Below are 18,056 nucleotides of genomic sequence, written 5' to 3'. Positions count from 1 at the left end.
ACCGTGTTCGCACTCCACCACCTGTCCGCCCAGGAGCTCTGGGACTGGATCCGCCGAGGGGACGCCACCGCCCTCGAGGTCACCGACCACTACCTCGAGCGGATCGCCCGGCTCGACCCGACGCTCGGTGCGTTCGTCACGGTCACCGCCGAGGACGCGCGCGACCGGGCCGCCCGGCTCGGCGAGCTCGTCCCGACCTCGCGACCCCTGTGGGGGATCCCCACGGGCGACAAGGACCTGTACGACCGCGCCGGCGTCCCGACCCGCAGCGGTTCCACCACGCTCCCGGTCGTGCCCGCGACCGTCGACCACCCGCTCGTGTCGGCGCTCGCCGCGGCCGGGACCGTGAGCCTCGGCAAGACGTCGTCGCCCGAGTTCGGGATGTCCTCGTCCTCGGAGACGCGGTTCGGCGTGACCCGCAACCCGTACGACACCGAGCGGGCGCCCGGTGGGTCGTCGAGCGGGGCCGCGGTCGCTGTGGCGGCCGGACTCCTGCCCGCCGCGGTCGGCACCGACGGCGGCGGCTCCGTGCGGATCCCCGCGGCGGCGACGGGGCTCGTCGGGCTGAAGCCGAGCCGTGGCCGGGTGCCGTCGATGCCCGGTCGGAGCGGCCTGGGCGGGTTGGCCGTCGCCGGACCCATCACCCGCACCGTCGCCGACGCCGGGATGCTCCTCGACGCCCTCGTCGCGCCCACCGGGGTGCCCGAGCGCGTGCCGTACGCCCTCGTCACGCCCGAGGTCGGCGAGGGTCCGTTCACCGCGGCAGCCGTCCGGGGCGAGGGACGCTTCACGATCGGGGTCCTCGACGGGTCGCCCTGGGACGACACCGTCGACGTCGTGGTCGACCCGGCCGCGCGGGCCGCCGTCGAGACCGCCGTGCGCGTGCTCGGCGAGGTCGGGCACGGCGTCGAGGACCTCGCGATGCCGCGCCTGCCCTACGCCGACGCGTTCCGGGTGGCGTGGGAGTCGAGCGCCGCCGGGCTGCCCCGGGTGCCCGGCATCGACCTCACGCAGGCGACGCCGCTCGTGGCCTGGCTCGTCGAACGCGGACGGGCGCTGACCGCCACGCAGGTGCTCGACGCGATGGCCGCACTCGACGCGTTCTCGGTCGGGCTCGTCCGCGCGTTCGACCGGTTCGACGCCGTGCTCACGCCGACGCTCGCCCTGACGCCGAGGCCGCTCGGCTGGTACGGCGACGACCCCGAGGAGGACTTCCGCCGGCAGTGCGCCTACTCGCCGTGGACGTCGATGGCGAACGTGTCCGGGCTCCCGGCGATCACCCTGCCCGTCGGGGCCACGGATGCCGAGCACCCCGACGGTGCCGGTCTGCCGATGGGCGTGCAGCTCATCGGCCGACCCGGTGGCGAGCGCGTCCTGCTCGCGATCGGCGCGCAGCTGGAGCGGCGCCTGCGCTGGCAGCGGCGGCACCCCGCCTGCTGGTGAGGCGGCCACCCCACCGACCCGACCGTCGCCCGGCGACATCGCCGATGTCGCACGACAGCGATTCTGTCGCAGCATCCGCACGCATCGACCGCGTACCGGAGGAACCCGTGTGGTGATCAGCGAGCGACATCGCGGACGTCGTACGACAGCGGCGGTGTCGCATCATCCGCGTGCATCGACCACGTGCGGGGGAGGACCGGGTCCTGCGACATCGCGGTCGTCGTACGACAGCGGCGGTGTCGCACGACAGCGGCACCACGACGCCCCGAGCCCGAACCCGCGCCGAGCCCCCGCGCCGCGCCCCCCCCCTACGGCAACGTCGGCGCCGCCGCCACCAACGCCCGCGTGACCGGGTGCCGCGGCTCGTCCAGCAGCCCGACCGGCCCGTGCTCGACGATCCGCCCCTCGGACAGCACCGCCACCGTGTCGCACAGCCGCTGCACGACGCCGATGTCGTGTGACACGAGCACCAGGGTCAGCCCGAGGTCCTCGGCGAGCGACCGGAACAGCTCGATCACCCGCGCCCGGACCACCACGTCGAGGGCGCTCATCGGCTCGTCCCCGAACAGGATGCGCGGTCCGTGCACGACCGCCCGCGCGATCGCGATCCGCTGCCGCTGCCCGCCGGAGAACTCGTGCGGGTACCGCTCGACCGCGTCGGCGGGCAGGTCGACCCGTTCGAGCACCCGGCGCACCAGGTCCCCGTGGTCGCCCGGCACCCGGAGCGCCCGCAGCGGCTCGCCGACGATCGCACCGACGCGCATGCGCGGGTCGAGCGAGGCGTAGGGGTCCTGGAACACGACCCCGGTCTCGCGACGGAACCAGCGCGTCGCAGCCGCGGAGGCGGACGCGACCACCGGACGACCGGAGGCCTCGACGGTCCCTGCGGAAGGTGCCTCCAGACCGGCGAGCAGCCGCACCAGCGTCGACTTGCCGGACCCGGACTCGCCCACGATGCCGAGCCGGGCGCCGGGGGCGACCGTCAGGTCGACGCCGTCGACCGCGGTCCGGACCGGGCCGGGCTCGAACGGTCCGCGACGGGGGAGCCGGTACGTGCGGTGCAGGCCGGACGCCGCGAGCACGGGCGCGCCCGGGACGGGTGCGGGGCCGGAAGCACGTCGGGGGTCGGTCACGGGGTCCTCCTGGCGGTCGCGCGGGCCGCGTCGACGAGCGCGACCGTCGCGGGGTGCCGGGGCGCGTCGAGCAGCGTCCGCACCGGACCCGCCTCGACGACGCGGCCGGCGTCGAGCACGACCGCGGTGTCGGCGATCCGGGACAACACCGCCAGGTCGTGCGTGACGAACAGCATGCCGGTGCCGCGCTCGGTCGACAGGTGCTCGAACAGGTCGAGGATGCGGGCCTCGGTGGTGACGTCGAGCGCGGTGGTCGGCTCGTCGGCGACGAGGTAGGCGGGGGAGCCCGCCATCGCCATCGCGATGCAGATGCGCTGCCGCTGTCCGCCCGACAGCTGGTGCGGGTACTGCCGCAGCAGCGACACCGGGTCGGGCAGGCCGACCGCGTCGGCGAGGGCGACCGCGGCGGTGCGCGCCGACCGGCGGTCGAGGCCGCGGTGCAGCCGCAGCGGCTCGGCGACCTGCGCGCCGACCCGCCGTAGCGGGTCGAGCGCCGTGCCCGGCTCCTGGAACACCATGCCGATGCCGGACCCGCGGGTGCCGGCCCGCTCGCGGTCCGGCAGGCCGACGAGCTCGCGTCCGTCGAGTCGGATGCTGCCGGTCACCTCGGCCCCGGTGGGCTCGAGGCCCATCAGGGCGAGCGAGGTCATCGACTTGCCGGAGCCGGAGGCGCCGATGACGCCGACGCGTCGGCCGGGAGGCACGGTGAACGTCACGTCGTCGAGCAGCGTCCGCCCCGCGGCCCGCACCGTGAGACCGCGGACCTCGAGTCCGGCGCGCTGGTCCGGCCCGGTGGGCGGGGCGGTCCGGTCGTGCGGTCCCGTCCCGTCGCGGGGTCCCGTACCGGGGTGCGGCTGGCGGTCGTGGTCGGTCATGCGGTGACTCCGGGGGTGGTCGTGGCGTCGGAGCCGGGCGCGCCACCGGCGGTGCCGTGGACGGCGCTCCCACCGGTCGGGGCGTCGGTCGCGCCACCGGCGCTGCCGCGGGCCGGGCCACCGCCGGCCGGGCCGTCGGGACGGCCACCGCCCCCGCTGCCCGCCACACGGTCGCCCGTGGTCAGGCGCGGGTCGGTGGCGTCACGCACCGCGTCGCCGAGCAGCGACAGCGCCGCGACCACGAGCGCGATGGCCGCTCCCGGCCAAGCGGCGCTCCACGGGTGCACCCCGACGTAGGTCTGCAGGTCGGCGAGCATGCTGCCCCACGAGGCGGTGTCCGACCCGGCGCCGTAGCCCAGGTACGACAGACCCGCCTCGGCGAGCACCGCGGTGGCCATCGCGAGGGACAGCTGCACGGTGAACAGCGGCGCGGCATTCGGCACGAGGTGCCGGGTGAGCACGCCGAGGGGTCCGACGCCCGAGGCCCGCGCCGCGACCACGAAGTCGCTCCGGGCGATGCGGCGGATCTCCCCGCGGGCGACCCGGGCGATCGTGACGCCGAACGACAGCCCGACGCTCACGACGACGACCCCGAGCGACCCGCCGAACACCGCCGTGAGCAGCATCGCCGTCAGCAGGGTCGGGAACGCCACGAGGATGTCGAGCAGGACCGCCGTGCCCTCGCGGACCCAGCGGGCCGTGAGCGAACCGACCGCCGTCAGCACGATGCCGACGACGCTCGCGATGACGCCCGACCCGACGGCGACGAGCACCGTCGTGCGGGTCCCGGCGAGCAGGTAGCTCGCGATGTCCCGCCCGGAGGCGTCCGTCCCGAACCAGTGCGCGGCGCTCGGCCCCGACCACTGCCGGAACGGGTCGGTGCGGAACGGGTCTTGTGGCGTCCACACCAGCGAGACGAGCGCCAGGACGACGAGCAGCCCGAGCACGACGACCGCGAACACGCCGGTCGGGCGGGCGAGGAGTCGGCGGATCACTCGTGTGCCTCTCGCTGTCGCGGGTCGAGCACGCGGTGCAGGACGTCGACCGCGAAGCCGACGAGCAGCACGAGCCCGGTGAGCACGAGGAGCTCGGACTGCACCTTCGTGACGTCGCGCCGTCCGACGTCGGTGACGAGCATGCGCCCCACCCCGGGGAGCGAGAACAGCTGCTCGACCACGACGGCCCCGACGAGCAGGCCGGCGATCTGGACCCCGAGCACGGACAGCACCGTCAGCGCGACCGAGGGCAGTCCGTGCCGCACGAGGGCCTGCGTCCGGCTGAGCCCGATCGCGGCCGCGGTCCGGACGTGGTCGGCGTCGAGCACACCGAGCGTCGCGGAGCGGGTGAAGCGGAGGATCACGGCGCCCTCGACCGCACCGATGGTCAGCGCGGGGAGCACGAGCGCGGCGAACGCGCGGCCCGGTTCGCCCCAGCCGTCGAGCGGGAAGCCCTGCGGCGGGAGCCAGTGCAGCGTCACGGCGAACAGCGCGATGAGCAGCAGCCCGGCCCACACGATCGGCACGGCGGCGACGGCCTGCGCGACGAACGCGATGACCGCCCCGCCCGCACGGCGCCGGAGCACCGCGGCGAGCACCCCGAGCGGCACGCCGAGCACGAGCGCCGCGGCGAGCGACATCCCGGCGAGCGGGAGCGTCACCGACAGCTTCTCGGCGAGCTCCGGGGCGACCGCGCCGCCGGTCACGAGCGACCGTCCGAGGTCACCGCGGAACAGTCCGCCGATCCAGTCGGCGTACTGCACGACGACCGGCCGACCCAGTCCGAGCTGCTGCCGGAGCGCCTCGACCTGCGCGGGCGACGACTGCGTGCCGGCGACGACCTGTGCCACGTCGCCGGGCAGCACCCGGAGCGTGGCGAAGACGATCACGCTCGCCACGAACAGGCCGACGACGAGCAGCAGCAGCCGCCCGAGCAGGAAGCGTGTCACCGCACCGCGAGCTTCGACAGGTCCAGGCGCGAGTTCGTGCCGTCGTAGGGCACGCCGGTCACGCCCTTCCGGACGGCCGTGATCGCGGTCGCGGTGTACAGCCACTCGCCGGCGGCGTCCTCGCTGACGATCTTCGCGGCTGCGCGGAGTGCTTCGTCCTTCGCCTGCTCGGTGGTGGCGGCGACGGACTGGGCGTACAGCGCCTGCACCTGCGGGTTGTCGTACCCGAAGTAGTAGTCCGGGTTCGCCCAGTTGCCGAAGTCGCGGGACTCGACGTGGTTGACCATCGACAGGTCGAAGTCGTGCTGCTCGAACACCTGCGACAGCCACGTGGCGAAGTCGACGCGCTTGACGCTCAGGGTGATCCCGACGTCGGCGAGCTGCGACTTCAGCACGTCGCCGATCGTCGCCGCGTAGATGTTCGGGTACGCCAGCGTGAGCTTGAGGTCCGTCGCCCCGGCCTCGCTGAGCAGCTGCTTCGCGGCGGAGGGGTCGTACGCGTCGACGTCGGTCAGGTCCTGGTAGCCCGGGTCGAGCTCGGGGATCGGGCCGCCCTGCGGCACGCCGGTGCCACCGATCGCCTTGATGAGCGCCTTGGGGTCGATCGCCTGGCGGATCGCCTTGCGGACGCGCACGTCGGTGAAGGGTGCCTTACGGTCGTTGAACGCGAGCGTGTACTTGTCCGTCGTCTTCCCGGTGTGCAGCGCGATGTCGCCGTTGCCCTCGAGCTGGCTCTTCAGGGTGCCGTCGACCGACGTCTGCACGTCCAGGTCACCGGCGGCCATCGCGTTCACCGCGGCCGAGCCGTCGGTGATGTACCGGAACTCGATCTTCGCGACCTTCGCCTTCGTGCCCCAGTAGTCGTCGTTGCGGGCGAAGACGAGCGCGTCGCCCTGCTTCCAGCTCGACACCTCGTAGGGTCCCGTGCCGTTCGCCGAGTCCGACAGGTCGTTCTTCGCGGCCTTCTCGAGCACGAGCCCGGCGCGGCCGGTCAGGTTCCAGAGCAGGTCGGAGTCCGGCTTCGACAGGCGCAGCACGACCTGGTCGGCGGACGGCGACTCGATCGACGCGACGTTCGCGAGCTGCGCGGAGTCGACGTACGACGCGTCGTCCTTCACCTGCTGCAGCGACCACACCACGTCGGCTGCGGTGACGGGCTTGCCGTCCTGGAACGTCGTGCCGTCGCGCAGCGTGAACGTGTACGTCAGGCCGTCGGCGGAGACCTCGTGCTTCGCGGCGAGCACGTCGCGGATGTCCCCGTCGGAGCCCGACCGGCCGACGAGTCCCTGGTACACGTTGTCGATGAGCACCTGGTCGAGCGCCGCACCCGAGGTGGTGCGGATGTCGAGGCTGGTGGGCTCGAGCACGAGCCCCACGCGGACGGTGGCGTCGTCGCCACCGCGCTCGGCGGACGAGCCGGAGCAGCCGGTCAACGCGATGGCCGACACGACGGCGACCGCGGTGCTGACCAGGGCGACGCGTGCTGCGCGGCGACCGGGTCGGGGGAGGAGCGGACTCATGGTGGTGGGTTCCTTCCGGGCGCGTGGGAGCGACGGTCGTCGCGTCGCGCTCGCACGAGGTTACCGGCGACGGGTGCCGTCGGGGGACGGTTCTTCGTCGGGGTGCAACAATCCCGAGTCCTCCGCCCATGCCCGGATCGCCGCCGCCAGTTCGAGGGGTGCCTGGTTCTGCACCGCGTGCCGGGCGGTGACCGTGACGATGCGCGCGTGCGGCAGGCGCTCGGCGAAGCCCGCGTGCAGCTTCGGGGACACGTAGCCGCGGTCGCCGCGCACGAGCAGCAGCGGCACGCGCAGGGCCTCGAGGTCGGGCCAGGCGTCCGCGAACCGGCCGACCGACGCGGTGCGGCCGGCGGGCAGGTGCGGGAAGTGGTGGCGGCGGACCAGGCGCCCGTCGGCCCCGAGGCGGGTGGTGTGCCGGGCCTCGCGCCGCAGCACCTCCCGGTCGTCGCCGACCCTGGCCTCGACGGCGCGGTCGACGACCTCGTCGAGCGACGCGAACGACGGCTCGTCCTCGAGCGCGCGGGCGATCCGGTCGACGGCCCGCTGCGCGAAGTCCGGCGACATGTCGACGAGCACGAGCCCGGTGACGCGCTCGGGCGCGAGCGCGGCCAGCCGCGCGGCGAGGATCGCGCCGAGCGAGTGCCCGACGACGATGCCCGGTGGCACCGCGAGCGCGTCGAGCGCCGCGAGCACGTCCGGCGCCGTCACGGCCGCGCCGTAGTCGGCGTCGTCCCGCCAGGACGACCGACCGTGCCCCGGCAGGTCGAGCGCGACCGCCGGCTCGCCGACGGCGAGCGCGGTCTGGTCGAAGCTGTGCGCGTCGATGCCGAGCCCGTGCAGGTAGGTGATCCGTGCCTCCCGGCCGTCCGCCGTGTCCCAGCGGATCGCGGCGGTCTCGCGTCCGTCCGTGGTGGGGACCACCTGCCTGGAGGCGCGGAGCGGCTCCGTCACGCCGCTCGCGGCGGCCAGCGCGGCCAGGTCCGAGAATTCGTCGTCGTGTTCGTGCACGGGGACGATCCTCGCACCGCCGGGCGGTACCCCGATCCACCCTGTTCCACCCTGGAAGCCTTAGGTAAGGCATGCCATACTCGTCGCGTGGCAGCCCGGTACCGCGTCTTCTCCGTCCGCGTGACGGCCGTGTCCGCGCTGACCCCGCACTTCGTCCGGGTGACCCTGGCCGGTGACGCCCTCGCCGAGTTCTCCGCCGTGGGTCTCGACCAGCGGATCAAGGTCGTCCTGCCGATCCCGGGCGTCGGGTTCACCGACCTGCCCGACGGCGAGGACTGGTACGCCGCGTGGCGCGCGCTGCCCGACGCCGTGCGGAACCCGCTCCGCACCTACACGGTCCGCTCCTTCCGGCCCGACGCCCGCGAGCTCGACATCGACTTCGTCGCCCACGGTGACACCGGCCCCGCGTCGCGGTGGGTCTCGGAGTGCCGCGTCGGCGACGAGCTCCGGATCGTCGGACCGGCCGTGCCGGAGTCGCCCGCCGAGCTGCCGGGCGGTGCCGCCGAGTTCGCCCCGGGCGACGCCGGACGCATCCTGCTCGCGGGCGACGAGACCGCGGCGCCGGCGATCTGCGCGATCCTCGAGGCGCTCGACGTCACGGCGGTCGGGCACGTGTTCATCGAGGTCCCGACGGACGCCGACCGGCTGCCGGTCTCCGCGCCCGCCGGGGTCGAGGTGCGCTGGGTCGCCCGGAACGGTGCCGCGCACGGTGTCCGGATGACCGACCACGTGCACGCCTGGGCGTCCACGGTGGGACGGACCGCGGGGGCCGTCGTGGCTGCCCCGGGCACCGCGGTGTCCTCGACCAGCTCGGTGTCCTCGACCGCCTCGGTGTCCTCGACCGCTTCGGTCGACGTGCTCGCCGCACTCGAGGCGGACGACCGCTCCGACGAGCAGGTCCTCTGGGACGTGCCGGCCCCGACCGCCCACCGCCCGGTCTACGCCTGGATCGCGGGCGAGGCGGGGTGCGTCAAGGAGCTCCGTCGACACCTCGTGCGGAGCGTCGGACTGGACCGGAAGCAGGTGGCCTTCATGGGCTACTGGCGCCGCGGCAAGGCCGAGCACTGAACACCACCACGGTCACCCCGACCACGGCGCTCGGCGCCCGGGGCCTGACGCTCGCGTACGACGACCGCGTGGTCGTCTCCGGGCTCGACGTCGACGTGCCGGACGGCGAGCTGACGGTCGTCGTCGGCCCGAACGCGTGCGGCAAGTCGACGCTGCTCAAGGCCTTCGCCCGCACGCTCACACCGACGGCGGGCACGGTGTACCTCGACGGCGCGCCGATCACGTCGTACCGCCCGAAGGCCGTCGCCCGTCGGGTCGGCATGCTCCCGCAGACACCGATCGCCCCCGAGGGCATCACCGTCCGCGACCTCGTCTCCCGCGGGCGGTTCCCGCACCAGGACCTGCTGCACCCGTCGTCCGGTTCGGACCGGGTCGCCGTGCAGGCAGCGCTCGACCAGACGGACACCGCGGCACTCGCGGACCGGAGCGTCGGCGAGCTGTCCGGTGGCCAGCGGCAGCGCGTGTGGATCGCGATGGTGCTCGCGCAGGAGACCGACATCGTCCTGCTCGACGAGCCGACGACCTTCCTCGACATCGCCCACCAGTACGACGTGCTCGAGCTGGCCTCGACGCTGCACGCGGCCGGGCGCACCGTGGTCGCCGTGCTGCACGACCTGAACCAGGCGGCGCGCTACGCGACGCACCTCGTGGCGATGCGGGCGGGCGAGATCGTGGCGCAGGGGAAGCCCGGGGAAGTCCTCACCGAGGCCCTCGTCGAGGACGTCTTCGGGCTGCCGTGCATCGTCGTCCCCGACCCGGAGACCGGCACGCCCCTGGTCGTCCCGCGGCGCCGCGCGGCCTGACGGGCGCTGCGCCCGGGCGCGCGTGTGGCGGCCGCTCGCGTGCCGAGCGTTCGTGCGTCGCGCGTTCGTGCGGCGCGCCAGGTTGTCACGTCGAGCGGGCAGGACACGCCGCTCACGTGTGCCGTGCGGGTGATTTGCGTCGCCGGAGGACGCCGAGCGAGCCACGTCTGGCTCGCTCGGGGGTGGGTGACGCGTCAGCCGGTGTAGCCGCCGTCCTCGAGGCCTGCCTCGACCTCGAACCGGTTCCGCAGCGGGTCCCGCCCGGCGATCCAGTACAGGACCGGCATCGCCATCCCGTACCGCCGCCACTGCTCGACGTGCACACGTTCGTGGCGGAGGACCCGGTCCTCGTCGTTGTCCCGCGTCAGGTACACCGACCCGACGCAGGTGCCGCCGCGGCGGAACACCCAGCGGGGGAGTCCCGAGCAGACGACCAACCCGTCGACCACCCGGACGCGGCCGGTCGACAGCGGCAGTCCGATCGCGAGACCGACCGCGGTCGCGACGACCCAACCGGCCCGCGACACCGGGGAGTCGAGGAACGGGTTCCGCACCGCTACTCCGGGCGGCCGTACGTCTCGAGCAGGCGGAGCCAGATCTCGTTCATGGTCGGGTACGCGGGCACGGCGTGCCACAGCCGGTCGACCGGGACCTCGCCCACGACCGCGATCGTGGCGGCGTGGAGCATCTCGGCGACGTCCTGCCCGACGAACGTGACGCCGACGACGACCCCGCGGGACTCGTCGACGACCATCTTCGCCCGGCCCGTGTAGCCGTCGGCCTGCAGCGCGGAGCCGGCGACGGCACCGAGGTCGTACTCGACCGCACGCACGTCGATGCCCTGCTGTCGAGCGGCCTCCTCGGTGAGGCCGACGCTCGCGACCTCGGGGTCGGTGAACGTCACCTGCGGGACGGCCGCGTGGTCGGCGGTGGCGACGTGCGCGCCCCACGGCTCGGTGTGGACCGGACGACCCTGGTGACGGGCGGCGATCGCCTCGCCGGCGGCACGGGCCTGGTACTTGCCCTGGTGGGTCAGGAGTGCGCGGTGGTTCGCGTCACCCACGGCGTACAGCCAGTCGGTGCCGTGCACGAGCATCGTGTCGTCGACCTGCAGCCAGTCGCCAGGGGTGAGCCCGACGGTCTCGAGGCCGAGGTCGGCCGTGTGCGGGGAACGACCGGTCGCCGCGAGCACCTCGCTCGTGACGACCGTGGTGCCGTCGTCGAGGGTGGTGGTCACGAGGCCGTGCTCGTCCCGGTCGACCCGGGTGGGGTTGACGCCCGTGCGGACGTCGATGCCCAGACCGCGCATCGCGTCGGCGACGAGCTCGCCCGCGAAGGGTTCCATCCCGCCGAGCAGGCCGTGGCGGGCGACGAGGGTGACCTTCGCGCCGAGCGACGCCCACGCGGTCGCGAGCTCGGAGCCGGCGACCCCGCCGCCGATGACCAGGAGGCTCTCCGGCACCTGCTGCGCACTCGTGCCCTCGCGGGTGCCCCACGGCTTCGCGTCGGCGAGGCCCGGGACGTCCGGCAGCGCGTGCAGGGAGCCGGTGACGACGGCGACGGCCGCACGTGCGGTGTGCGTCTCGCCCGCGACCTCGATCGTCTTCTCGCCGGTGATGCGCGCGTGGCCGCGGATGAGCGCGATGTCGGCCGACTCGAGCCAGGCGACCTGGCCGTCGTCCTGGTAGTCGGAGGTGAAGGAGTTGCGACGAGCGAGCACCTTCGCGGCGTCGAGCTGGCCCGTGACCGCCTGGGCGGCGCCGTCCACACGCCGTGCTGCGGCGACTGCATGACCGCTGCGGAGGAGGGCCTTCGACGGCATGCACGCCCAGTACGAGCACTCGCCGCCGACGAGCTCGGCCTCGACCACCGCGACGGACAGCCCGCGCTTGTGGGCGTAGTCCGCCACGTTCTCGCCGACAGCGCCGGCTCCGATCACGATGAGGTCGTAGTCCGTCATGCCGCCGAGCGTATCCGCGGCGCCGGTGGACCGGCCGGGTGCGATGGGTACCGGTCCGGAGGGCGCACCGCACGGGACGCCGGGCTGCGCGCGGGACGCGTGGCTCCGCGTTGGAGGTCGGGCTACGCGCGGGACGCCGTCGTCAGCGCGCCGACCACGCGCAGGATCACGCCGAGGTCGTCCACGGCACGGTCCGGGTCGACCGGTGCGAACCCGGTCAGGGCCGCTCCGACGAGCCGCCGACCACGGGTCGCCGCCTGGACGAGTTCGACCAGGGCGGCCGCGTCGACCCCGAAGGGCACCGGCTCGAGCAGGCCGTCGACCTCGGCCGGGTCCAGGACGTCGAGGTCGACGTGCACGAACACCGACTCGGCCCCGGTCGCTGCCACCGCGGCGGCGAGGGCGTCCGGCGTCGCGGCGTCGACGTCGAGGTGGGTGATCCCGACGCGGTCGAGCGCTGCGGACTCGGCGTCCTCGGTGCCGCGGATGCCGGCGAGCACCACACGCGTCGGGTCGAGGGTCGGGAGGTCGGGGAAGAGGTCGTCCTGTCGGTCCACGAGCAACCGGAGCACGGCGTTCTCGGCCGCGACCGGCTGCGCCCGGTTCAGTGCGCGGTACCCGGTCGACCCGGCGATCCGGACGAACGCGGTGCCGGGGCGGACGAGGACCGTCGCACCGAGGACACTCGCCCCGTCGCCCCCGACCACGAGGACCGGCTCGCTCGCGACGCCGACCTCCTCGGCGACCCGTCCCGCCACCGCGCGGACCGACGTGTAGCGGGCGACGGCGGTCTCGAGACGATCGCCCGCACCGGCGGGGACGTCGACCGTGGTGGTGGCGGCGCGGGGGAGATCGGCTGCGACGGCCTGGGCGCCGTCACCGAGGCGCATCGCCCGGGACGACGCCGAACCCTGCCACTGACCGACGACGAGGAACTGCATCGTCTCAGTCTGTCAGCACGGTCCGACGCCGTCCGGGCGATCCGGTCGATCGGGTCAGATCGACGACGACCCGCCGTTCTTCAGTGCGGCCAGGCGAGCCTCGACCTCGGCGTCACGGCCGACGTCCTCGAGGCTCTCGAACTGCGCGTCGAGGCTCGACGCCTGCAGCTCCTGCTGCCCGAGGACCTTGGCCTCCTCGCGCCGCACCTTCTCCTCGAACCGGGCGAGGTCGCTCGTCGGGTCGGTGATGTCGATGTTGCCGACGGCGTCGTTGACCTTGGACTGGGCCTCGGCGGTCCGCTGCCGCGCGACGAGGCTGTCGCGCTTGCTGCGGAGCTGCTCGAGCTTCTGCTCCATGCCGGCCAGGCCGGACTTGAGCTTCTCGACCTGCTCGTTCTGCGTCGCGAGGGGACCCTCGTTGTCCTTGACCTCCTGCTCGGCCGCGATCTGCTTGCCGATCGCGATCTTGGCGAGGCCGTCGAACTTGTCGGCGTCGGCGGTCTTGCCCTCGGCGCGGTACTTGTCGGCGGCCGCTGAGGCGTTCGCGGCCTTCTGGCCCCACTCGACCGCGGCGCGCTTGTCCTCCTCGTGGTCCTGCTCGAGCAGGCGGAGGTTCCCGATGGTCTGGGCGATCGCCGTCTTCGCGTCGGCGATGTTGTTGGTGTAGTCCCGCACGAGCTGGTCCAGCATCTTCTGCGGGTCCTCGGCGTCGTCGATGAGCTGGTTCACGTTCGCCCGGATGAGCGCCGAGATCCGGCCGAGGATGGTCTGCTTGGCCATTGCGTTCCCTTTCGTGGAGTGTCCTGGTGCTGCTGGTCTGGTCTGCGTGGTTTGGCTGGTCTGCGTCGTCTGGCTGGTCTGGTCGGAGCTGGCTGCTCCGAGTGGTGCGAGTGGTCCTGTGTGGCCCGGTGGTGTGGTCCGGCCCGACGATCCGGGCCCCGGCGGAGCGGGAAGTCAGGTCGCCGGCGCGCGGATCAGAAGCGGCCCCCGCCCGAGAAGCCGCCACCGCCGCCGCCGCCGCCGCCGCCCCCGCCGCCGAAGCCACCGCCGCCGCCCCCGAAGCCGCCAGCCCCGAAGCCGCCCCCACCGAACGACCCGCCCCCGTAGCTGCCCCCGCGTCCGCCGAGGAGTCCGCCGAGCACGATGCCCGTGACGAGTCCGCCGAGCTGCGCGCCGTTCCCGCCGCCGCCCTGCCCGGGCCACCCGCCCATGTCGTCGTTCGCCGCGTCCATCGCCGCCGCCGCGTACTGCTCCGCGGCCCGTGCGGCCTGCACGGCGCGAGCGGGGTCGGTCGTGGCGAGCTCGACCGCGTCGTCGAGCGCCCGCTCGGCTTCGGACAGGCGGGTCCGGGCGGTCGTGCCGACGCCGCCGCGCCGCATCCTGATGAAGTCGCGCGCCTGGCTGATCCGGCTCCTGGCGTCCCGCAGGGCGTCGTCGAGCGCCCGCCGTGCCCGCTCCTGCTGTTCCTGGACGCCACGGGCCGTCGCGAGGGCGGCGTCGATCTCCGTGTTCGCCTTCGTCAGGACGTCCACCGCTGCGACCGGGTCCCGCGGGTCGAGACCCTGGCGGAGCACGGACTCGGCCCGGGAGACCGCGGCGGCGAGGCCGGGGTCGTCCGACCGCATCGCGCGCGCCGCGGCGACGTCCCCCTCGATGTCCGCCCGCATCGCGTCGACCCGTGCTGACGCGTCGGCGAAGGTGCGCTCGGCGGTCGTCGCGCTGCTGGTGAGCTGCTGGACCTGCGCCAGGGCGTGTTGGCCGTCGCGGACCGCGATGACCGCCTCGCCCTTGTCCCCGGCGGCGATCGCAGCGGTGGCTGCACCGGACCGCTCCGTCGCGTAGTCGAGCACCTTCCGGGCCTGGTCGACGTTGTCCGACACCGTGGTGAGCGTCCGGCCGGTGTACGCGGCACGCACCCGTTCGAGTGCGGCGTGCGCCTCGGTGAGGGCGGTCGGGGCCGCCGCCACCGCGGTCGCGAGCGCTGCGGCGGCGTCCTCGACGCCGGACTCGAGGGCACGGAGCTGGTCGAAGGCCTCGGTCTGCTGCTCGATCGCGGCGTGGGCCTGCTGGCAGATGGCGATGATCTGGTTCGCCCACTCCGCGCGCTGCTGGGGGGAGTCGGGGACCTCGTCGTCGAGCTGCTGCTGGTAGCTGAAGGCCTGACGGACGGAGCGCTTCGCCGCGGCGACGGCGTCGGCGAAGGGCTTCGCGGCGTCGGCGCCGAACTGGGCCGTGGCGAACCCGACCTCTTGTTCGGCGGTCTCGAGTTCGTCGTCGATGGTGACCAGGGCTGCGCCGGCGGACCGTTCGAGCCCCGCGAGGGACTCCTGCTGCGCACGGGTGGCCGCAGCCGTCCGGCGCTTGTTCCGGGCCCGGAGGACGAGCACGACCACCACGGCGACGACGACCACGGCGAGCAGGAGCACCCACAGGGCCGTGAGGTCCGGCGGCGCCTGGGTGTCGGCCAGGCCGGTCGCGAACGCCGTCGCCGCGCCCGCCCAGTCCCCGTTGCGCAGCGCCGGCACGGCGTCCTGTTCGTAGGCGGACTGCACGTCGCTGCGGGACAGCGCGGTCTCGTTCGTCTGCTGGACGTCGGCGATCCGGTCGTCGACCGCGACGGACAGGACGATGCTGTCGGAGTCGATCTGGTTCCGCTGCATCACGGCGTCGCCCCAGGCGGTGTGGTCGCTCGGGTTCGTGAAGGTCGGCACGAACACGACGTAGAGCTGCGTCTTCGTGCTGTCGTACAGGTCCTGGACCGACCGCTCGACGCGCGCCCGCTGCGAGCTCGACAGGACGCCCGCGTCGTCGAGCACGTAGGCGCCGCGCAGGTCGACCGGGTCGGTCGCGTGGGCGGCAGCAGCGGGAGCCGTCACCAGCCCGACGGCGAGCAGGACGGCGGCGATCCGGGACACCACTCGACCGACACCCCGGGAGGGTGCGCGGCGGGCAGGTCGTGTCCCCCTGTCACCGCTCGTACCGGGTCGTGCCGATCGGCCGTCCACCGCTCGCATCCGTCCTCCGTTCGTCGCCGGGTGTGCTGCCCGGGACCCCCGGGAGCAGCACCCTGGAGCCGCTGTCGCCCCGATGCTATCCAGGCGACGCACACAGCGGTCGGAGTGTGGACGAAGCGCGGAGGTCCGGCTCCATCTGGAGAGTTTGTCCCCCTACCGGGGTATGCTGGCGGCCACTGTTCGACGACGAACGGAAAGGGGAGCAGCGATGGAGCGCACAGCCAGCACAGAGGTCGTCCCGCTGGAGGACGGCTACCACCGGGTCTCGACCCCGGCGAGCGGCGTGATCGGGTTCGTCCGGGAACAGGACGGCCGGTACGAGGTCCTGCGCGGTCGAGTCCGTCAGGCCACCAGGTCCGAGGGCGCCTACAGCACCATGAACGTGGCGCTCATCGCGCTCACGCACGCCTGATCCGGTTGCACCCCGCGCGGTCGCGCCCGGACCACACGGCTCCGGGCGGCTCCGACACCGTGCGGTTGCGCGGACCGGTGCAGTCCGACGACGTGCACGGTCGGGCTCCGGCGGACACCCTGCCCGACGCGCGGGTGCAGGTGTCCGTCGTCAGTGACGCCGTCGACGCCCGGGAGGCGCTGGTCGCCGCCGTCGCGTCGGCTGCGGGTGTCGACCTGCCAGCGGTGCGCGCGGGGCGCGACTGTCCGCACTGCGCTTCGACGGACCACGGTCGCCCGTGGGCGGCCGCGAGCGGCCGCCCCTTCCCCGTCAGCACGGCCTCGACGTCCGGCGTCGTCGTCCTCGCGGTCGCCGTCGGCGCCCCGGCGGGCACGGAGATCGGCGTCGACGTCGAGCGGGTGTCCCGTGTCGCCGCCGCACCCCTCGACGTGTCCGTCGTGGGACAGTCGTCCGACGACCGCGACCGGACCGCTGCGTGGACGGTCACGGAGGCGGTCCTGAAGCGCGACGGCCGCGGCCTGCGCGTCGATCCCTCGGCCGTCCTGGTCGACCTCGACGAACAGACCGCCACGTTCGCGGGCACGACGCAGCGGGTCGAGGTCGCGCACCTCGACGCGGACCTCGTCCTCGCGGTCGCCGCGGGCGGGCTCCCGGTCGTGCTCGACGTCGACCCGTCGGTCAGCTCCTCGGGCGGGTGAGGACCTCGGCGCCGTCCTCGGTGACGGCGATGGTGTGCTCGGTGTGCGCCGTCCTGGCCCCCGTCGCACTGCGGAGCGTCCAGCCGTCCGGGTCCGTCACGAGCCGGTCGGTGTCCGCCATCACCCAGGGTTCGAGGGCGAGCAGGAGTCCCGGTCGGAGCACGAGGCCGCGGCCCGGTCGTCCGGTGTTCGACACGTGCGGGTCCTGGTGCATCGTCGTGCCGATGCCGTGCCCACCGAACTCGGTGTTCACGGGGTATCCCGCGTCGGCCAGGACGGTACCGATCGCGTGCGACAGGTCGCCGGTGCGTGCTCCGGGTCTCGCGGCGGCGATCCCTGCTGCGAGGGCTCGTTCGGTCGCATCGATCATCGCTGTGTCGGCTGGGTCGGGGGTGCCGACCACGAAGCTCACCGCGGCGTCGGCGGCGATCCCGTGGAGCGTCACGGCGAGGTCGAGGGTGAGCAGGTCGCCGTCCACCAGTGCACGGTCGTGGGGGAGCCCGTGCAGCACCGCGTCGTTGACGGCCGTGCAGACGTGGTGCCCGAACGGCCCGCGGCCGAACGACGGTGCGTAGTCGACGTAGCACGACACGGCCCCCGCTTCCTCGATCAGCGTGCGGGTCCACGCGTCGATCTCGAGCAGGTTCGTGCCGACCCGGGTGTGCTCACGGAGCGTCTGCAGGATGTCGCCGACCAGGGCACCGGTGCGCCGGGCGCGGTCGAGCTCGGCGGGGGAGAGGATCTCGATCATCCGCTGATCGTACCGGTATGATCATCCCGGCATTAGTATCGGATCATGGTCCGCCTCCCTCTCAGTCCCGACGAGCTCGAACGCGGTCGTCGGCTCGGCGCCCTGCTCCGGCACGCCCGCGCCGACCGGTCGATGCTCGACGTCGCCCTCGAGGCCGGCATCTCGCCGGAGACCCTGCGGAAGATCGAGACCGGCCGGATCGCCACGCCGTCCTTCGCGACGATCGCCGCGGTTGCCGGCGTGGTCGGGGTGTCGCTCGACGCGCTGTGGGCCGAGCTGCACCCGACGCGCGTCGGCACCGCGGCTCCGACCCGTGACGGCCGGGGCCCGGCGGGTCCCGCGCACTGACACCGCCCCCTCGCTCCGTGCCCGGGCAGCCGCGACGTCGGGCCGCGCGACCGCGGACGGCGCCCCGGCCCGTGCGCCCCGGCCCGGACGAACGAGCAGCCGCGCCCTCGACGTGCACGCTCCGGCCCGGCCGACGG

The 18,056-nt window shown here is 74.1% G+C and carries 18 protein-coding genes; 6 read left to right on the top strand and 12 right to left on the bottom strand.

Translation table 11 applies throughout. The annotated features are described in order from the left end of the window. The first annotated feature begins 3 nt into the window (after window positions 1-3). Window positions 4-1,443: an amidase gene (locus QOL15_RS09675; RefSeq protein ID WP_071247272.1), complete on the top strand. Its 1,440-nt coding sequence runs from the start codon at window positions 4-6 to the stop codon at window positions 1,441-1,443. Window positions 1,444-1,751: 308 nt separating this feature from the next. Here the strand turns inward: QOL15_RS09675 and QOL15_RS09670 are convergent, their stop codons facing one another. Genes QOL15_RS09670 through QOL15_RS09645 form a run of 6 tightly spaced genes read right to left on the bottom strand, consistent with a single transcriptional unit; the run spans window position 1,752 to window position 7,924 of the window. Continuing rightward, complete coding sequence (locus QOL15_RS09670) at window positions 1,752-2,576, bottom strand: ABC transporter ATP-binding protein (RefSeq protein ID WP_083393978.1); 825 nt, start codon at window positions 2,574-2,576, stop codon at window positions 1,752-1,754. After that, window positions 2,573-3,451, bottom strand: coding sequence for an ABC transporter ATP-binding protein (locus tag QOL15_RS09665; RefSeq protein ID WP_083393979.1), 879 nt, complete (start codon window positions 3,449-3,451; stop codon window positions 2,573-2,575). The genes QOL15_RS09670 and QOL15_RS09665 overlap by 4 nt, the downstream gene beginning before the upstream one ends. After that, window positions 3,448-4,446 (bottom strand): ABC transporter permease, encoded by a 999-nt coding sequence (locus QOL15_RS09660; RefSeq protein WP_254784114.1) that lies wholly within the window; start codon window positions 4,444-4,446, stop codon window positions 3,448-3,450. Before QOL15_RS09660 ends, QOL15_RS09665 begins: the two co-directional genes overlap by 4 nt. Next, the gene (locus tag QOL15_RS09655; protein WP_065964613.1) at window positions 4,443-5,396 is read right to left on the bottom strand and encodes an ABC transporter permease; all 954 of its coding nucleotides are present in this window, start codon (window positions 5,394-5,396) and stop codon (window positions 4,443-4,445) included. The genes QOL15_RS09660 and QOL15_RS09655 overlap by 4 nt, the downstream gene beginning before the upstream one ends. Beyond that, window positions 5,393-6,916, bottom strand: a complete 1,524-nt coding sequence (locus QOL15_RS09650; RefSeq protein WP_071247274.1) for an ABC transporter substrate-binding protein — start codon at window positions 6,914-6,916, stop codon at window positions 5,393-5,395. Before QOL15_RS09650 ends, QOL15_RS09655 begins: the two co-directional genes overlap by 4 nt. Window positions 6,917-6,976: 60 nt before the next feature. Further along, window positions 6,977-7,924 (bottom strand): alpha/beta fold hydrolase, encoded by a 948-nt coding sequence (locus tag QOL15_RS09645; protein ID WP_065964618.1) that lies wholly within the window; start codon window positions 7,922-7,924, stop codon window positions 6,977-6,979. A gap of 87 nt (window positions 7,925-8,011) precedes the next feature. Between QOL15_RS09645 and QOL15_RS09640 the strand changes: the two genes are divergently transcribed. After that, on the top strand, window positions 8,012-8,992 hold the full coding sequence (locus QOL15_RS09640) for a siderophore-interacting protein (protein ID WP_254784115.1): 981 nt from the start codon (window positions 8,012-8,014) through the stop codon (window positions 8,990-8,992). 68 nt (window positions 8,993-9,060) lie between these two features. Then, the gene (locus QOL15_RS09635) at window positions 9,061-9,795 is read left to right on the top strand and encodes an ABC transporter ATP-binding protein (protein ID WP_370692360.1); all 735 of its coding nucleotides are present in this window, start codon (window positions 9,061-9,063) and stop codon (window positions 9,793-9,795) included. A 194-nt stretch (window positions 9,796-9,989) separates the two neighbouring features. Here QOL15_RS09635 and QOL15_RS09630 read toward each other — a convergent pair whose 3' ends face one another. The 5 genes from QOL15_RS09630 to QOL15_RS09610 all read right to left on the bottom strand — a co-directional run bounded on the left by QOL15_RS09630 (window position 9,990) and on the right by QOL15_RS09610 (window position 15,611). Then, a complete protein-coding gene (locus QOL15_RS09630) occupies window positions 9,990-10,349 on the bottom strand; it encodes a Fe-S oxidoreductase (protein WP_175473837.1) in 360 nt (119 codons plus the stop codon). A gap of 2 nt (window positions 10,350-10,351) precedes the next feature. Beyond that, window positions 10,352-11,755, bottom strand: a complete 1,404-nt coding sequence (locus QOL15_RS09625) for an NAD(P)/FAD-dependent oxidoreductase (protein ID WP_071247276.1) — start codon at window positions 11,753-11,755, stop codon at window positions 10,352-10,354. Between the two features lie 122 nt (window positions 11,756-11,877). After that, entirely contained in the window at window positions 11,878-12,696 is an 819-nt protein-coding gene (locus tag QOL15_RS09620; RefSeq protein WP_071247278.1) for an arginase family protein, read from the bottom strand. Window positions 12,697-12,750: 54 nt separating this feature from the next. Beyond that, entirely contained in the window at window positions 12,751-13,476 is a 726-nt protein-coding gene (locus QOL15_RS09615) for a PspA/IM30 family protein (RefSeq protein ID WP_065964626.1), read from the bottom strand. 194 nt (window positions 13,477-13,670) lie between these two features. Then, the gene (locus QOL15_RS09610) at window positions 13,671-15,611 is read right to left on the bottom strand and encodes a YgcG family protein (protein ID WP_071247331.1); all 1,941 of its coding nucleotides are present in this window, start codon (window positions 15,609-15,611) and stop codon (window positions 13,671-13,673) included. 307 nt (window positions 15,612-15,918) lie between these two features. Between QOL15_RS09610 and QOL15_RS09605 the strand changes: the two genes are divergently transcribed. Then, window positions 15,919-16,122: a hypothetical protein gene (locus tag QOL15_RS09605; RefSeq protein WP_065964551.1), complete on the top strand. Its 204-nt coding sequence runs from the start codon at window positions 15,919-15,921 to the stop codon at window positions 16,120-16,122. A 77-nt stretch (window positions 16,123-16,199) separates the two neighbouring features. Then, complete coding sequence (locus QOL15_RS09600; protein ID WP_071247280.1) at window positions 16,200-16,820, top strand: 4'-phosphopantetheinyl transferase superfamily protein; 621 nt, start codon at window positions 16,200-16,202, stop codon at window positions 16,818-16,820. Here the strand turns inward: QOL15_RS09600 and map are convergent. Beyond that, window positions 16,801-17,571 carry a type I methionyl aminopeptidase gene (gene map / locus QOL15_RS09595; protein ID WP_071247282.1) on the bottom strand — a complete coding sequence of 257 codons (771 nt, stop codon included), beginning with the start codon at window positions 17,569-17,571 and terminating at the stop codon, window positions 16,801-16,803. The genes QOL15_RS09600 and map overlap by 20 nt on opposite strands. A gap of 45 nt (window positions 17,572-17,616) precedes the next feature. Here map and QOL15_RS09590 point away from each other — a divergent pair, with 45 nt between their 5' ends. Next, complete coding sequence (locus QOL15_RS09590) at window positions 17,617-17,919, top strand: helix-turn-helix domain-containing protein (RefSeq protein ID WP_065964547.1); 303 nt, start codon at window positions 17,617-17,619, stop codon at window positions 17,917-17,919. The last annotated feature ends 137 nt before the right edge of the window (window positions 17,920-18,056 follow it).

It is taken from the genome of Curtobacterium sp. MCBA15_012 (genome assembly GCF_001864935.2).
Lineage (GTDB): Bacteria > Actinomycetota > Actinomycetes > Actinomycetales > Microbacteriaceae > Curtobacterium.
This window is presented reverse-complemented; position numbering and strand designations above follow the sequence as displayed.

Bases quoted from the DNA above. Each gene is read 5' to 3' on its own strand.
- QOL15_RS09665 (WP_083393979.1), bottom strand. From the start codon at position 3,451: ATGACCGACCACGACCGCCAGCCGCACCCCGGTACGGGACCCCGCGAC.
- QOL15_RS09650 (WP_071247274.1), bottom strand. From the start codon at position 6,916: ATGAGTCCGCTCCTCCCCCGACCCGGTCGCCGCGCAGCACGCGTCGCC.
- QOL15_RS09625 (WP_071247276.1), bottom strand. From the start codon at position 11,755: ATGACGGACTACGACCTCATCGTGATCGGAGCCGGCGCTGTCGGCGAG.
- QOL15_RS09620 (WP_071247278.1), bottom strand. From the start codon at position 12,696: ATGCAGTTCCTCGTCGTCGGTCAGTGGCAGGGTTCGGCGTCGTCCCGG.
- QOL15_RS09615 (WP_065964626.1), bottom strand. From the start codon at position 13,476: ATGGCCAAGCAGACCATCCTCGGCCGGATCTCGGCGCTCATCCGGGCG.
- QOL15_RS09605 (WP_065964551.1), top strand. From the start codon at position 15,919: ATGGAGCGCACAGCCAGCACAGAGGTCGTCCCGCTGGAGGACGGCTAC.
- map (WP_071247282.1), bottom strand. From the start codon at position 17,571: ATGATCGAGATCCTCTCCCCCGCCGAGCTCGACCGCGCCCGGCGCACC.
- QOL15_RS09590 (WP_065964547.1), top strand. From the start codon at position 17,617: ATGGTCCGCCTCCCTCTCAGTCCCGACGAGCTCGAACGCGGTCGTCGG.